The sequence below is a fragment of the Klebsiella sp. JB_Kp004 genome (genome assembly GCF_040065795.1).
GTDB lineage: Bacteria > Pseudomonadota > Gammaproteobacteria > Enterobacterales > Enterobacteriaceae > Klebsiella > Klebsiella quasipneumoniae.
In genome coordinates, this window is record NZ_JBEAKW010000035.1 from 1 (window position 1) to 15511 (window position 15511).

Sequence of the window (15511 nt, forward strand, 5' to 3'; positions counted from 1 at the left end):
ACCCGGCGGCTTGCTTGCCGTTGTTCCGTGTCAGTGGAGGCGCATTATAGGGAGTTCTGAGACGTTGACAAGCCCTGTTTTCAAAAAATTATTCAACCGTCTCTTTTTTGTGCAAAACGCCGTTAAAGCGGTAATTTTTCCAGCGTCGAGAAGCCATAGCGATGCAAAACGGGTAAAAGTTGTTCCGTTTCTGCCGTCAACGCCATGCAGAATGCTTTATTCTCGTCGCTGGACTTCGCGTCCGGCGCTTCATGCTCTAACAGCCAGGCGGTGCGACGGGCAATCGCCGCGCCGGAATCGATCAGCCGCGTGCCCTCGGGCAGAACGCGCTGCAGCTCCTCCTGTAAAAGAGGAAAGTGGGTACAGCCCAGCACCACCGTATCCGGCGGCTCCTGCATCCGCAGCCACGGGCGCAGGATACGGCGCAGTTCTTCTAACGGCACAGGCTCGCCGTGCAGCTTCGCTTCCGCCAGCTCCACCAGCTCCGCCGACCCCAGCATTTCAATCCGACATTCATTGGCAAAGCGGTCGATCAGCTCACGGGTATAAGGACGCTTTACGGTGCCGCGCGTCGCCAGCAGGCCGACAATGCCGTTCGCCGTTAAGCGGGCGGCGGGCTTGATCGCCGGCACCACGCCGACAACGGGGAAGGCGAACTTTTCACGCAGAGCAGGCAGGGAGACGGTACTGGCGGTATTGCAGGCGATCACCGCCAGCGCCAGGGGATAACGCTGCTGGACAGCGGTGACGATTTCCACAACGCGCTCAACGATAAACGCCCCGCTCTTCTCGCCATAGGGGAAGGCAACGTTATCGAAAGCATAGATGTAATGCAGATTCGGCAGCAGCTGCCGAATCTCATTATAAACCGACAACCCACCGACGCCGGAATCAAACACCAGCACGGTGGGACGTGGATCAGAAGGTGTAGCTGCCAGACAAGGTGTATTCCCGTCCTGCAGATTGGTAGCCATAAACTGTCTCGTAATCTTTATCGAACAGGTTGGCTATTTTACCACGAACTGTCAGGTGTGAGGTGACGGGATACGATAAACCGACATCCCAGAGGCTCAACCCACCCATATTGACGGTACGCGAGTTGTCGTAATCATAATCGTAGCGCTTGCCGATGTAGTGATACGTCACATCCCACCCCAGATCGTAGACCTGGCCGTTCAGCTCGTATTTCACCTGCTGCTTCGCCCGGCGATAGAGGATCTTGTTAGTTTCATCATCGCGAGGGTCAACATACTGCAGCGTCAGATGGTGCTCCACCGGCCCTGTGGTGACATTCCCCGTCCACTCCAGCCCCTTGATTGTCGCAGACTTGACGTTGTAATAGGCGTTGTTGTCGTAATCGATGAGGTTTTGAATCTCATAGCGATACGCGGAGAGACGCCAGTCGACCGGCCCCGTCAACCCTTCGAGGCCCGCTTCCCACTGCTTCGACTCCTCTGGCTTCAGGTTCGGGTTAGAGGCGATGCCAAAACGTTCTGCGCCGTACTGCTGTCCGAGGGAGGGGGCGAGGAATCCTGTACCGTACGAGAGCGTTGTCCGATAACCCTCGATAAATTCCCAGCCTGCCGCCGTCTGCCAGGTACCGTGCCAGCCAAACTGCTCGTCATGATCCTCACGGCCGGAAGCTTCCAGCGTCACGCTGTCAATCTGCTGCTGGCCCGTCAGATAAAGACCGGTGGTATCGCGCTTATACACGTCGGTACTGGTCGTTCCGCTGGATTTCAGCTTCTCCTGTTTCCAGTCTACGCCACCGCTCACTGCGCCATGGCCCACCACAACATTATTTCCCCATTGGATATAGCGTTGTTCCATATCATCCAGGGTGGTGCCCGCGGCATAGCGGCCAGCGTCGCTGCTGTAGTTGTAATCTTTAATACGCTGATAGTTCGCAATCAGCTGGGAGGAGTAAATTCCGGAATGGTAGTGCAGACCGGTGTCCCAGGATTGGGTATAGGACTGATCTTCATCGTTTCCACCTGCGTAGCCCCAGTTACCCTGGTCATAGTCAGCATTGGCGGAATAACCATAGCCGCGGAAGAACCCCGAGAAGTTGTCATCGAACTGATGCTGTACCCCGCCCCATAGCATTTTATTGCGGTAGCCGTCGCGATCGCTGTCGCCGCTATAAGAGGAGTTCGGCTGGACGTTAAACCCTTTGGTGGTCTGATAGGCGCCGGCAGCGGTAACCAGCGTATCGCCAAACCGCTTGTTAAAGGCGCCATCGTAGGACTGATAGCCGTTCGTTCCCGCGCCGGCGTTGATCTGCGAACGCTCAGCATCGGTCATGGTGATGATGTTCACCACCCCGCCGATCGCCCCGGAGCCGTACATCGCGGAGCGCGGGCCGCGGATGTATTCCACCCGCTGGACCAGAGAGATAGGGATCTGACTGATATCCACGCCGTTGGAGATCCCCGGACGCGCCATCGGCACGCCGTCGATCAGCACCAGCACGTGGCGAGCCTCCGTCCCCCGAACATACAGCGAAGCGCTCTGCCCCATGCCGCCGTTGCGGGCAATATCGACCCCGGGAAGACGACGCATGACATCGTTTAATTCTTTGGACTGCCAGCGGTCGATGTCATCGCGCGTCACTATATCGGTCGGCGCCAGCACGGTATTGACCGGCTGTTGAAAACGGTTTGCTGTCACCACCAACGTGTCTGAATTGCTGTCCTGCGCCCAGCCGGAAAATGCCGTGACGGATAAGGCCGTCATCAGCGAAGCTTTTTTAATCATTGTAAAAGCATCCGAAACAGAAAAAGGATGCCGCAGGTTTTATCAGTTGCTCGCGACGATAAAACCCAGTGCGACGTATTCCGGCAGGTCTTCGGGCTTGGAGGCTGTTTCAAGAAATAATGACTTCCCACGGCTAACCGCAGTGTCTGCACCGAGTGCGCTCATTTCTCACCTTCCTTACCGCTGCGCGTCAGCCCCAGATTTCCACTGGGTTCCCTTTTAACTCACAGGACCGGTAGGCGAATGCTACAATCAGAAACATATAGATGTCCAGACTGCTAATTATATTTCCCGCGGCATTCGAGGCTGGACATCCCCGGCGCTTTCCCTACAATCCCCGCGTACTTATTTTATTCAGGATACATCATGACCCCCGAACACCTTCCTACCGAACAATACGAAGCGCAGCTGGCAGAAAAAGTCGTCCGTTTGCAAACCATGATGGCGCCTTTCGCCGCGCCGGTTCCGGAAGTGTTTCGTTCGCCGGTCAGCCACTACCGTATGCGCGCCGAGTTCCGTCTGTGGCACGATGGCGACGACCTGTACCATATTATTTTCGATCAGCAGACCCGGTCGCGGATTCGCGTTGACAGCTTCCCGGCCGCCAGCGCGCTCATCAATCAGCTGATGACCGCCATGCTGGAGGGCGTGCGCAACAATCCCGTGCTGCGCCATAAGCTGTTTCAGATTGACTATCTGACCACCCTCAGCAACCAGGCGGTCGTCTCGCTGCTGTATCATAAAAAGCTCGATGATGCCTGGCGTGAGCAAGCGGAGGCGCTGCGTGATGCCCTGCGAGCCCAGGGACTCAATGTGCATCTGATTGGTCGGGCGACCAAAACTAAAATCGAGCTCGATCAGGATTATATAGATGAACGCCTGCCGGTTGGCGGTCGGGAGATGATCTACCGTCAGGTGGAAAACAGCTTTACCCAACCGAACGCGGCCATGAACATTCAGATGCTGGAGTGGGCGCTGGATGTCACCAAAGGGGCGACCGGCGACCTGCTGGAATTGTACTGCGGCAACGGTAACTTCTCGCTGGCGCTGGCGCGTAATTTCGATCGCGTACTGGCCACCGAAATCGCCAAACCGTCGGTGGCGGCGGCGCAGTACAACATCGCCGCCAACCATATCGACAACGTGCAGATTATCCGCATGGCGGCTGAAGAGTTTACTCAGGCGATGAACGGCGTGCGTGAGTTCAACCGGCTGCAGGGTATCGATCTGCAAAGCTATCAGTGCGAGACTATTTTCGTCGATCCGCCGCGTAGCGGGCTGGACAGTGAAACGGAGAAAATGGTGCAGGCCTATCCGCGCATACTGTACATTTCGTGCAACCCGGAAACGCTGTGTCGTAATCTGGAAACGCTAAGCCAGACGCACAACGTTACCCGGCTGGCGCTGTTCGACCAGTTCCCGTATACCCATCACATGGAGTGCGGCGTTCTGCTGACCCGGAAATAGGCCAAAAAAAACCGGCAACGTCATATTGCCGGTTTTTTATCACTGGCGGATTATTCGGCGGCGGTATTTTTGCGGTTACGCATCTTGTAGCCGATCCAGAAGACCATCGCGACGGACAGAACGGCCGGGAAGAAGTTAGAGCCGATATCCGGGTACTCCGCACGCACGACGGTGCTGTACAACAGCACCCCGAGAATAAAAAAGGCGGCGGCCAGGCCCGGTAGCCCGACGGGCATACTGCGATTCTGATAGCGCTGATGCAGACAGTAGACCGTCAGCAGCAGGGATAAGATGGGGAAGACGGAAAACGGAACTATCGAACTGAACAGCGCCGCAAAGGCGCCATTAATAGATAACCCGGCAATCAGCGCCAGCAGCAGCGTACCTTTATCTTGAACTGAGTGTTTCATTGCTCGTCCTTCACGTTATTCGGAATGATGTGACATTTTTTCTTGTTCACGGCGATACCAGTAATACGCGCCTTTAGAGATCATTCTGAGCTGCAGTACCAACCGTTCTTCCAGCTGTCGGCGCTGTTCAGGGCCGACATCCAGCGCTTCCGCGCCAGCGCTAAAAACGATGGTGACCATAGCTTCAGCCTGCGCTTCGGTAAAGGCGCGCGGCATATGGTTTTCGAGTTCTAAATAGTCGGCGAGTTCCGCAATAAAATGCTGGATTTCGCGTGCGACGGCGGCGCGAAACGCCGCAGACGTTCCCGAGCGTTCGCGCAGCAGCAGGCGGAAAGCGTTCGGGTTATTACCGATAAACTCCATAAAGGTCGAGACCGAGGTGCGGATCACGCTGCCGCCTTTGGCAATCCGCTGGCGCGCCTGGCGCATCAGCTGGCGCAGCATCAGTCCGCTCTCATCGACCATCGTCAGGCCTAACTCATCGACATCGCGAAAATGACGATAAAAGGACGTCGGCGCGATCCCTGCTTCCCGCGCCACTTCACGCAAGCTCAGGCTGGCGAAACTCCGCTCAGCGCTAAGTTGGCTGAATGCCGCTTCCACCAGCGAACGGCGGGTTTTTTCTTTTTGTTGTGCTCTTACGCCCATCACGATGTATGAATCCTTCCAATAGCCCTGCTGGCACTATACCAGAGATTAAAACTAATCGGTTTGCCCTGGATTGTGAATGATTGTTTACGAGCCGTTTCTGCTTTTATGCCGCAAAAAAGCACAACGATAATTGGGTTAAAGCGCAGCGAATGTTATCATCGTGTTTATTTTATGTATAAAACAGGTGAGTAATGCCATGTCACACTCTTGGGATTATGATGCAATAGTGATTGGTTCCGGTCCTGGCGGCGAAGGCGCCGCCATGGGACTGGTGAAACAGGGAGCACGCGTTGCCGTCATCGAGCGCTACCATAATGTCGGCGGCGGTTGCACCCACTGGGGCACCATCCCGTCGAAAGCCCTCCGCCATGCCGTCAGCCGTATTATCGAGTTTAACCAAAACCCCCTCTACAGCGACCACTCCCGCCTTCTTCGCTCTTCTTTCGCCGACATCCTTAACCATGCCGACAGCGTCATCAACCAGCAGACTCATATGCGCCAGGGATTCTATGAGCGCAACCACTGTGAAATTCTGCAGGGCAATGCCCACTTCGTTGATGAGCATACTCTGGCGCTGGAGTGCCATGACGGCACGGTCGAGACGGTGACCGCGGAGAAATTCGTTATCGCCTGCGGATCTCGCCCCTATCATCCGGCGGATGTCGATTTCCACCACCCGCGCATCTATGACAGCGATTCGATTCTCAGCCTGCAGCATGAGCCGCGCCATGTGATCATTTACGGCGCCGGGGTAATCGGTTGTGAATATGCGTCGATCTTCCGCGGCATGGAGGTGAAGGTCGATCTGATCAACACCCGCGATCGTCTGCTGGCCTTCCTCGATCAGGAGATGTCAGATTCGCTCTCCTATCACTTCTGGAACAGCGGCGTGGTCATTCGCCACAACGAGGAGTACGAAAAGATTGAAGGCGTTGATGACGGCGTCATCATGCATCTGAAATCCGGGAAAAAGCTCAAAGCGGACTGCCTGCTCTACGCCAACGGCCGCACCGGCAATACCGACACTCTGGCGCTGGAAAACATCGGTCTGCAGACCGACAGTCGCGGCCAGCTGAAGGTCAACAGCATGTACCAGACCGCCCTTCCGCACATCTATGCGGTTGGGGATGTCATCGGCTATCCGAGCCTCGCCTCCGCGGCGTACGATCAAGGACGCATTGCCGCCCAGGCGCTGGTGAAAGGCGAAGCCTCAGCGCATCTGATTGAAGATATCCCGACCGGGATCTACACCATTCCGGAAATCAGCTCCGTCGGGAAAACCGAGCAGCAGCTGACGGCGATGAAAGTGCCGTATGAGGTGGGTCGCGCTCAGTTTAAACACCTGGCGCGGGCGCAAATCGTTGGCATGAGCGTGGGAACCCTGAAGATCCTGTTCCACCGGGAAACCAAGGAGATCCTCGGCATTCACTGCTTTGGCGAACGCGCAGCCGAAATCATTCACATCGGCCAGGCGATCATGGAGCAGAAAGGTGGTGGTAACACCATTGAATACTTCGTCAACACCACCTTTAACTACCCGACCATGGCAGAAGCGTACCGGGTTGCCGCGCTGAACGGCTTAAACCGCCTGTTTTAACGCCTTGTCGAAATGGCCATCCATCGTGCCGCGGATGGCCTCAGCCAGATGTTCATAGCGGCTGCGCAGCGGTGAGCCCGGACGGTAAACCAGACCGATGGTGCGTCTTGGCTCTGGCTTAATGCACGGCAGGTAGACCACGCCATCGCGTTTTCTTTCCTGCGGCACTGCCAGCGCAGGCAGCAGGGTAATACCGCTGCCTGCCGCCACCATATTGCGCAGCGTTTCCAGGCTGGTCGCGCGGAAGTGGGTATCCTCATCCGCCCCCGCTTCAAAGCAGAAGCCCATCGCCTGATCGCGCAGGCAGTGGCCATCCTCCAGCATCAGCAGCTTTTCACCGGCCAGATCCGACATCGGCACCCGGTCGCGGTTTGCCCACGGATGATCTTCATAGATAGCCAGCATCATCGGCTCATCGAACAGCGGCACCTCGATAAAGGCCTCGCTCTCTTTGACCAGCGCCAGGATGGCGCAGTCGAGCTTACCGCTGTCGAGCTGAGCCAGCAGCTGATGGGTCTGCGCTTCGTGCAGATACATTTCCAGCTTCGGGAAGGTCTGATGCAGCATCGGAATGATGTGCGGTAGCAGGTACGGGCCAATTGTCGGGATCAAGCCGATATGCAGCGGCCCGGACATGGTTTCCCCTTGTTGGCTTGCCATCTCCTTGAGCACTTTTACTTCGCGTAACACGGTACGCGCCTGATCCACCAGCAACAGCCCCGCCTGGGTAAACAGAACCTTACGGCTGGTGCGCTCCAGCAGCATGACGCCAAGCTCATCCTCCAGCTTGCGGATCTGTCCGCTGAGCGTCGGTTGGCTCACATGGCATGAGTCAGCCGCCCGCCGGAAGTGGCGGTGTTCGGCGAGCGCTACCAGGTATTCAAGATCGCGAATATTCATTATTCATCCTCCATCGCCACGATAGTCCATGGCGATAGATAGCATAGCAACGAACGATTATCCCTATCAAGTTTTCTGTTCAATAATACGCCCATAAAGACGGTGAACCTGTGAAAACCACTGACCCGTCACACTGTTTCTCTACCCGAACAACTAAAGCCAACGTGAACTTTTGCGGACCTTGCGTCCGCTTTTTTTTTGCATAAAAAACCCGGCGTCGCTGGGCTCGGCCGGGTCAGGGAAGACAGATTTCTGTGGATTAACTCAGACGGGCCTTCGCCTCGTCGATAGCCTGCGCCACCTGCTGCGGCGAGACGCCGCCTTTTGCCGCGCGTTTATCAAGGCAGGACTGCAGCGACAGGATCGGATAAACATCGTCCGCAATCACCGGGCTGAATTTCTGCAGGTCGGCCAGGGCCAGCGCTTCCAGCGGTTTCCCTTGCGCAATGGCTTCCACCACCGCTTCACCGACAATATGGTGCGCCTCGCGGAACGGTACGCCTTTCGCCACCAGATAATCCGCCAGCTCAGTGGCGTTGGCATAGCCCTGCTGCGCCGCTTCCGCACAGCGCGGACGTTTCACCTGGATGCCATCCAGCACCAGGGTCGCCATATGCAGGCAGTCGAGCCAGGTATCCAGAGCGTCGAAAAGTCCCTCTTTATCTTCCTGCATATCTTTGTTGTAGGCCAGCGGCAGCCCTTTCAGGGTCATCATCATGCCGGTCAGCGCGCCCTGCACGCGGCCGCATTTGCCACGGATAAGCTCCAGGGCGTCCGGGTTTTTCTTCTGCGGCATCAGCGAGGAGCCTGAGGTTACGCGGTCGGAAAGCTCGACGAAATTCGCTTCGCCGGAGTTAAAGAAAATCAGATCTTCCGCAAAGCGCGACAGATGGACCATGCCGATAGAGGCATCGGAAAGCAGCTCCAGAACATGGTCGCGGTCGGACACGCTGTCGAGGCTGTTGCGGGTGGCGGAGGCAAAGCCCAGCCAGCCGGCCAGCTGCTCGCGGTCGATTTCATACGCCGTCCCCGCCAGCGCGCCGCAGCCCAGCGGGCTAACGTCGAGGCGCTTCAGCGCGTCCTGCAGGCGGCTTTCATCGCGCGCCAGCATTTCGACATAGGCCAGACACCAGTGCGCGAACGTCACCGGTTGGGCGCGCTGCAGGTGGGTGTACCCCGGCATCACCGCGTCCTGGTTCTGCTGGGCCGTCTCCACCAGCGCGCTCTGCAGCTGGCGGTTCGCCGACAGCAGTTCGACAACGGTATCTTTGCACCACAGTTTAAGATCGGTAGCGACCTGGTCGTTACGGCTGCGGCCGGTATGCAGTTTCTTGCCCAACTGACCCACTTTGTCGATCAGTTTGCCTTCCACCCAGCTGTGAATATCTTCAGCATCGCTGGCGAGGATTTGCTGCGGATTGGCGCGCACCTCTTCCAGTAGCACGTTCAGCGCTTCTTCCAGCTGCTGTTGTTCATCGGCACTCAGTACGCCGACCGTTACCAGCGCTTTCGACCAGGCGACAGAGCCAACGATATCCTGCTCCGCCAGACGATAGTCGAAGCGCAACGAGTCGTTGAACTGTTTGAACCGTTGATCTGCTGCCTGTGTAAAACGCCCGCCCCAAAGTGCCATAACATGCTTCCTTTATTCGTTAGTTCCGCCGGTGGCGTTGTGCCTCCCCGGCCTACGGTCTTGTAAGCCCGGCAGACAACCCGCCGCCGGGCATGAAATCTTAAGCCAGAATACGTGTGCCGATAGGCGTGCCGTTAAACAACGCCGGCAGCTGCTCGGCGTGACGCCAGGAGGCGATATCCACCGGACGGCCCAGAGCACGCGCCGCGTCGAGGGCCGCATTCACTTTGACAATCATGCCGTCAGTGATAATCCCCTGCTCGATCAGCTGCTCCGCTTTCTCGGCGGTCATCTCGGCAATACGCTGTCCTTTACCGTCGAGGATACCGCTGACGTCAGACAGCAGGATCAGATCCGCCCCCATGGTAGCCGCCAGCGCCGTCGCCGCCTGGTCAGCATTGACGTTCATCAGCTGGCCCTCGTCGGTCACGCCGATAGAGCTCACCACCGGCAGGTAACCGCCCGCCAGCAGGGTGTTGATCAGCGTCGGAGAGCCCGGCTGCGCCAGCCCGACATGGCCCAGCTCAGCATCCAGTTGCGTCACCTTCACGCTATCGCCATCGCCGAGGAACAGGCCGACAGAGGCCAGACCGTGCTTTTTCGCCCACGCCAGCAACGTCTTGTTGGCGGTTCCCGCCAGCGCGCCGGTGATGATGTCGATTTGCTCAGCCGGCGTCACCCGCAGACCATTTTTCTTCTGCACCGGCAGGTTGAGCTGCTTCAACAACTCATCCACCACGCAGCCGCCGCCATGGACGATAATCAGCGGACGCTGATGCGCTTCACGGTAATTGACCAGCGCGGTAAACAGACGCTCCAGCGCTTCTTCGCTATCGAGTAATACGCCGCCGAGTTTGATAATTAATGGGTTCATCATCACACCTTAAATAAGAGACTGCGTCTCAGCGAAGCCGAAACGAATATTCGCGCACTGCACCGCCTGCGCTGCGGCGCCTTTCAGCAAGTTATCTTCTGCCGCGACGACGATGAGATGGTCGTCCTGCACGGCAAAACCGATATCACAGAATGGCAGACCTTCGACGCTTTTCAACGCGGGCACGCCTTTATCATATAAACGTACCAGCGGTTTATCGGCGTAAGCCTGCTGGTAAACCGCCGCGATCTGCGCATGGCCAACGCCCGGCTTCAGGCGGCAGGTAATGGTTTCCAGAATGCCGCGCTTAAAATTACCCAGATGCGGGGTAAAAATCACCTTCGCTCCGAGGTGGCTGGCAATCTCCGGCTGATGACGATGGTTAAAGATGCCGTATGGCTGCAGGCTGACTTCACAGAAGCTGTTGCCGATCGCGGCTTTGCGTCCCGCGCCGCTCACCCCGCTGGTGGCGTTGATCACTGGCCACTGGTTGAGATCCAGCAGACTGGCATCAATCAGCGGCTTCAGCGACAGCTGCGCCGCCGTCGGGTAGCAGCCAGGCACCGCGATTAACTGCGCTTCTTTAAGCGCATCCGCGCTCCACTCCGCCAGCCCATACACCGCCTGTTTGAGCAGGTCGGGATGCTGATGAGTGAAACCATAATATTTTTCGTAGAACGCCCCATCGTTAACGCGGAAGGCACCGGAGAGATCGAACACCACGCAGCCGGCGGCAAGGAACTGCGGCGCCAGATCGTGACTCACTTCGTGCGCGGTGGCGAGAAACACCACGTCCACGCCAGCGCTGAATTCGCTGATATCGGACATCGGCTGCAGCGGCATATCGACAATGCCTTTGAGCTGCGGATGCAGGTCGGAAATTAATTTTCCCGCATCATTGCTTTGCGCGGAGACCGTCAAAGCGGTTATGTTCATATGCGGATGACGATTGATATAGGTCACCAGCTCTGCGCCGGCATAACCACTGGCACCCACAATCAGCGTATTTAACATTGGAAGCGCATCTCCTTACATTCGATGGGTTTTCTTACGCTCAACGATATTGTATTTTTATTCACAATAAATGCATGAATATTGATACTATCACGACCCAAGGTGTGTCAACAATGAAAAACAATTTACCGCCCTTTATCGAGATTTACCGCGCGTTGATCGCCACACCGTCCATCAGCGCGACCGAAGAGGCTCTCGATCAGAGCAATGAGTCTTTAATCAATTTGCTGGCCGGCTGGTTCCGCGATCTCGGCTTTAATGTCGAGGTACAGCCGGTGCCGGATACGCGCCATAAATTCAACCTGCTGGCCAGCACCGGACACGGCGCCGGCGGCCTGCTGCTCGCCGGGCATACCGATACCGTGCCGTTCGATGATGGCCGCTGGACGCGCGATCCGTTCACCCTTACCGAACACGATAACAAGCTCTACGGCCTCGGTACGGCCGATATGAAAGGCTTCTTCGCCTTTATTCTCGACGCCCTGCGCGATGTCGACGTCACCACGCTGAAAAAACCGCTGTATATTCTGGCCACCGCCGACGAAGAGACCAGCATGGCCGGCGCGCGCTATTTTGCCGAAACCACCCGGCTGCGCCCCGACTGCGCCATCATCGGCGAGCCCACCTCCCTGCAGCCGATCCGCGCCCATAAAGGACATATGTCCAACGCGATCCGTATTCAGGGCCAGTCCGGCCACTCCAGCGATCCGGCGCGCGGGGTCAACGCGATCGAGCTGATGCACGACGCCATCGGTCGGATTATGCAGCTGCGCGATTTGCTAAAAGAGCGCTACCACTTCGAGGCGTTCACGGTCCCTTACCCGACCCTCAACCTCGGCGCCATCCATGGCGGCGATGCCTCAAACCGTATCTGCGCCTGCTGTGAACTGCATATGGACATCCGCCCGTTGCCGGGGATGACCCTCAACGACCTCAATGGTCTGCTGGACGAGGCGCTGGCCCCGGTCAGCGAACGCTGGCCGGGCCGCCTGACGGTCTCGGAGCTGCATCCGCCGATCCCCGGCTACGAGTGCCCGCCGGACCATAAGCTGGTGCAGGTGGTTGAGAAACTGCTTGGCGCCCAGACCGACGTGGTGAACTACTGTACCGAAGCGCCGTTTATCCAGACGCTGTGCCCAACGCTGGTTCTCGGCCCGGGCTCAATCAATCAGGCCCATCAGCCTGACGAGTTTCTGGAGACACGCTTTATCAAGCCGACGCGGGAGCTGATTAGCCAGGTGGTTCACCACTTCTGCTGGCACTAAAATCGCCCTCTTTTTCCGCCCCGCTCTCCCGGGGCGGAACGGTGACGATCGTCACATTTCCATAAGCGATGCTTATCCAGCGCCCCCTGAGTTAAATTTCGCAAATTACGGGTATTTACTCGTTTGCTGAAGCGATTTCGCAGTAATTGACGTGGGGGTATTTACGTGGCTTTATAAAAGACGGGTTGCTTATCCGTTGCTCACGTTCCAGCGCAGCGGATATAACAAAATAAAATGAGATGGGGTGTCTGGGGTAACATGAACGAACAATATTCCGCATTGCGTAGTAATGTCAGTATGCTCGGCAAGGTGCTGGGCGATACCATCAAGGATGCATTGGGAGAAAATATTCTTGATCGTGTCGAAACTATCCGTAAGTTGTCCAAATCTTCACGCGCCGGCAACGAAGCTAACCGCCAGGAGCTGCTGACCACGCTGCAGAATTTGTCTAACGACGAACTGCTGCCGGTGGCCCGTGCCTTCAGCCAGTTCCTGAATCTGGCCAACACCGCTGAGCAGTACCACAGCATTTCGCCGAATGGCGAAGCGGCCAGCAATCCGGAAGTCATTGCGCGCACCCTGAGAAAGCTCAAAGACCAACCCAATCTCAACGAAGACACCATCAAAAAAGCGGTGGAATCTCTGTCCCTGGAGCTGGTGTTAACCGCCCACCCGACCGAGATCACCCGCCGGACGCTGATCCATAAAATGGTGGAAGTGAACAACTGCCTCAAGCAGCTGGATAACAAAGATATCGCGGACTACGAGCACCACCAGCTGATGCGCCGTCTGCGCCAGCTGATCGCCCAGTCCTGGCATACCGATGAAATTCGTAAGCACCGCCCTTCCCCGGTCGATGAAGCCAAATGGGGCTTCGCGGTGGTGGAAAACAGCCTGTGGGAAGGGGTCCCTAACTACCTGCGCGAGCTGAACGAACAGCTGGAAGCCAACCTCGGCTATCAGCTGCCGGTGGACTTTGTCCCGGTGCGTTTCACTTCGTGGATGGGCGGCGACCGCGACGGCAACCCGAACGTGACCGCCGATATCACCCGCCACGTGCTGCTGCTCAGCCGCTGGAAAGCGACCGATCTGTTCCTCAAAGATGTGCAGGTGCTGATCTCCGAGCTGTCGATGGTGGAGTGTACTGACGAATTGCGCGCCCTGGCCGGCGCCGAGGGCGCTCAGGAACCGTACCGTTACCTGATGAAAAAACTGCGCACTCAGCTGATGGAAACTCAGGCCTGGCTGGAAGCGCGTCTGAAAGGTCAGAAGCTGCCGAAACCGGCGGGACTGATCACTCAGAACGAGCAGCTGTGGGAGCCGCTATACGCCTGTTATAAATCGCTGCAGGCCTGCGGCATGGGCATTATCGCCAACGGCGAGCTGCTCGACACCCTGCGCCGCGTGAAGTCTTTCGGCGTACCGCTGGTGCGTATTGATATCCGTCAGGAAAGCACCCGCCACACCGAAGCGCTGGGCGAAATGACCCGTTACCTCGGGATCGGCGATTACGAAAGCTGGTCAGAAGCCGACAAACAGGCTTTCCTGATCCGCGAACTGAATTCCAAACGTCCGCTGCTGCCGCGCCAGTGGGAGCCAAGCGAAGAGACCCGCGAAGTTCTCGACACCTGTAGAGTGATCGCCGAGGCGCCGCGCGGATCGATCGCCGCCTACGTGATCTCGATGGCCAAAACGCCGTCCGACGTGCTGGCGGTTCATCTGCTGCTGAAGGAGGCCGGGATTGGCTTTGCCCTGCCGGTGGCCCCGCTGTTCGAAACGCTGGATGACCTGAACAACGCCAACGACGTCATGACCCAGCTGCTGAATATCGACTGGTACCGCGGCTTTATCCAGGGTAAACAGATGGTCATGATCGGCTACTCTGATTCCGCGAAAGACGCAGGCGTGATGGCCGCCTCCTGGGCGCAGTACCAGGCGCAGGACGCGTTGATCAAAACCTGTGAGAAAGCCGGGATCGAACTGACGCTGTTCCACGGTCGCGGCGGCTCCATTGGCCGCGGCGGCGCGCCGGCCCACGCCGCGCTCCTCTCACAGCCGCCGGGAAGCCTGAAGGGCGGCCTGCGCGTTACCGAGCAGGGTGAGATGATCCGCTTTAAGTACGGCCTGCCGGAAGTCACCATCAGCAGCCTGTCGCTCTATACCAGCGCGATCCTCGAAGCCAACCTGCTGCCGCCGCCGGAACCAAAACCGCAGTGGCGCGACATCATGGCCGAGCTGTCCGACGTGTCGTGCAAGATGTATCGCGGCTACGTGCGTGAAAACAAAGATTTCGTGCCTTATTTCCGCTCCGCCACTCCGGAGCAGGAGCTGGGCAAACTGCCGCTGGGTTCGCGTCCGGCAAAACGTCGTCCGACCGGCGGCGTCGAGTCGCTACGCGCCATTCCGTGGATCTTCGCCTGGACCCAGAACCGCCTGATGCTTCCAGCCTGGCTGGGCGCTGGCGCTGCGCTGCAGAAGGTGGTTGAAGGCGGAAAACAGAGTGAACTGGAAGCGATGTGTCGCGACTGGCCGTTCTTCTCCACCCGTCTCGGCATGCTGGAGATGGTTTACTCGAAGGCCGACCTGTGGTTGGCGGAGTACTACGATCAGCGCCTTGTGAAACCAGAGCTGTGGGCGTTGGGTACCGAGCTGCGCAAGCTGCTGGCTGCCGATATCAACGTCGTGCTGGCCATCGCCAACGACTCTCATCTGATGGCTGACCTGCCGTGGATCGCCGAGTCTATCCAGCTGCGTAATATCTATACCGACCCGCTGAACGTCCTGCAGGCGGAACTGCTGCACCGTTCGCGCCAGGCTGAAGAAGAGGGCAAAGACCCGGATCCGCGCGTTGAACAAGCGCTGATGGTCACCATCGCCGGCGTCGCCGCCGGTATGCGTAACACCGGCTAATCGCTGTCTTTCCCCCGGCCGCCCGGCCGGGGG

12 protein-coding genes and 1 riboswitch are annotated in these 15511 nt (G+C 57.7%); of the genes, 4 read left to right on the plus strand and 8 right to left on the minus strand.

Going from position 1 to position 15511, the window contains the following annotated elements; translation table 11 throughout:
- Positions 1-122 precede the first annotated feature (122 nt).
- Both murI and btuB read right to left on the minus strand, forming a co-directional pair.
- The gene (gene murI / locus ABLX76_RS15265) at positions 123-974 is read right to left on the minus strand and encodes a glutamate racemase (RefSeq protein WP_348874775.1); all 852 of its coding nucleotides are present in this window, start codon (positions 972-974) and stop codon (positions 123-125) included.
- A complete protein-coding gene (btuB, locus tag ABLX76_RS15270) occupies positions 919-2757 on the minus strand; it encodes a TonB-dependent vitamin B12 receptor BtuB (protein ID WP_348874777.1) in 1839 nt (612 codons plus the stop codon). Before btuB ends, murI begins: the two co-directional genes overlap by 56 nt.
- Positions 2758-2821: 64 nt before the next feature.
- A riboswitch (cobalamin riboswitch) is annotated at positions 2822-3009 on the minus strand.
- Positions 3010-3123: 114 nt separating this feature from the next.
- On the opposite strand from btuB, the gene trmA reads away from it, so the two are divergent.
- Positions 3124-4224, plus strand: coding sequence for a tRNA (uridine(54)-C5)-methyltransferase TrmA (gene trmA / locus ABLX76_RS15275; RefSeq protein ID WP_004203692.1), 1101 nt, complete (start codon positions 3124-3126; stop codon positions 4222-4224).
- 50 nt (positions 4225-4274) lie between these two features.
- On the opposite strand, the gene ABLX76_RS15280 is transcribed toward trmA, so the two are convergent.
- Complete coding sequence (locus ABLX76_RS15280; RefSeq protein WP_004203691.1) at positions 4275-4634, minus strand: YijD family membrane protein; 360 nt, start codon at positions 4632-4634, stop codon at positions 4275-4277.
- A 15-nt stretch (positions 4635-4649) separates the two neighbouring features.
- On the minus strand, positions 4650-5285 hold the full coding sequence (gene fabR / locus ABLX76_RS15285) for an HTH-type transcriptional repressor FabR (protein WP_004151856.1): 636 nt from the start codon (positions 5283-5285) through the stop codon (positions 4650-4652).
- Between the two features lie 196 nt (positions 5286-5481).
- Between fabR and sthA the strand changes: the two genes are divergently transcribed.
- Entirely contained in the window at positions 5482-6882 is a 1401-nt protein-coding gene (sthA, locus tag ABLX76_RS15290) for a Si-specific NAD(P)(+) transhydrogenase (protein ID WP_002883016.1), read from the plus strand.
- On the opposite strand, the gene oxyR is transcribed toward sthA, so the two are convergent.
- The 4 genes from oxyR to argC all read right to left on the minus strand — a co-directional run bounded on the left by oxyR (position 6865) and on the right by argC (position 11303).
- Entirely contained in the window at positions 6865-7782 is a 918-nt protein-coding gene (gene oxyR / locus ABLX76_RS15295; RefSeq protein ID WP_002883015.1) for a DNA-binding transcriptional regulator OxyR, read from the minus strand. The genes sthA and oxyR overlap by 18 nt on opposite strands.
- A 259-nt stretch (positions 7783-8041) precedes the next feature.
- Positions 8042-9415, minus strand: a complete 1374-nt coding sequence (gene argH / locus ABLX76_RS15300; RefSeq protein WP_044520936.1) for an argininosuccinate lyase — start codon at positions 9413-9415, stop codon at positions 8042-8044.
- A gap of 100 nt (positions 9416-9515) precedes the next feature.
- The gene (gene argB, locus ABLX76_RS15305; RefSeq protein WP_348874780.1) at positions 9516-10292 is read right to left on the minus strand and encodes an acetylglutamate kinase; all 777 of its coding nucleotides are present in this window, start codon (positions 10290-10292) and stop codon (positions 9516-9518) included.
- A gap of 6 nt (positions 10293-10298) precedes the next feature.
- Positions 10299-11303, minus strand: coding sequence for an N-acetyl-gamma-glutamyl-phosphate reductase (gene argC / locus ABLX76_RS15310; protein WP_025710967.1), 1005 nt, complete (start codon positions 11301-11303; stop codon positions 10299-10301).
- Positions 11304-11416: 113 nt separating this feature from the next.
- On the opposite strand from argC, the gene argE reads away from it, so the two are divergent.
- Together argE and ppc are read left to right on the plus strand one after the other, a co-directional pair.
- On the plus strand, positions 11417-12568 hold the full coding sequence (argE, locus tag ABLX76_RS15315; protein WP_023291537.1) for an acetylornithine deacetylase: 1152 nt from the start codon (positions 11417-11419) through the stop codon (positions 12566-12568).
- Between the two features lie 258 nt (positions 12569-12826).
- Complete coding sequence (gene ppc, locus ABLX76_RS15320; protein WP_023291536.1) at positions 12827-15478, plus strand: phosphoenolpyruvate carboxylase; 2652 nt, start codon at positions 12827-12829, stop codon at positions 15476-15478.
- Positions 15479-15511 lie beyond the last annotated feature (33 nt).

Coding starts and splice junctions, on each gene's coding strand:
- ABLX76_RS15280 (WP_004203691.1), bottom strand. CDS start 4,634: ATGAAACACTCAGTTCAAGATAAAGGTACGCTGCTGCTGGCGCTGATT.
- argE (WP_023291537.1), top strand. CDS start 11,417: ATGAAAAACAATTTACCGCCCTTTATCGAGATTTACCGCGCGTTGATC.
- murI (WP_348874775.1), bottom strand. CDS start 974: ATGGCTACCAATCTGCAGGACGGGAATACACCTTGTCTGGCAGCTACA.
- trmA (WP_004203692.1), top strand. CDS start 3,124: ATGACCCCCGAACACCTTCCTACCGAACAATACGAAGCGCAGCTGGCA.
- argC (WP_025710967.1), bottom strand. CDS start 11,303: ATGTTAAATACGCTGATTGTGGGTGCCAGTGGTTATGCCGGCGCAGAG.
- oxyR (WP_002883015.1), bottom strand. CDS start 7,782: ATGAATATTCGCGATCTTGAATACCTGGTAGCGCTCGCCGAACACCGC.
- argH (WP_044520936.1), bottom strand. CDS start 9,415: ATGGCACTTTGGGGCGGGCGTTTTACACAGGCAGCAGATCAACGGTTC.
- argB (WP_348874780.1), bottom strand. CDS start 10,292: ATGATGAACCCATTAATTATCAAACTCGGCGGCGTATTACTCGATAGC.
- btuB (WP_348874777.1), bottom strand. CDS start 2,757: ATGATTAAAAAAGCTTCGCTGATGACGGCCTTATCCGTCACGGCATTT.
- ppc (WP_023291536.1), top strand. CDS start 12,827: ATGAACGAACAATATTCCGCATTGCGTAGTAATGTCAGTATGCTCGGC.
- sthA (WP_002883016.1), top strand. CDS start 5,482: ATGTCACACTCTTGGGATTATGATGCAATAGTGATTGGTTCCGGTCCT.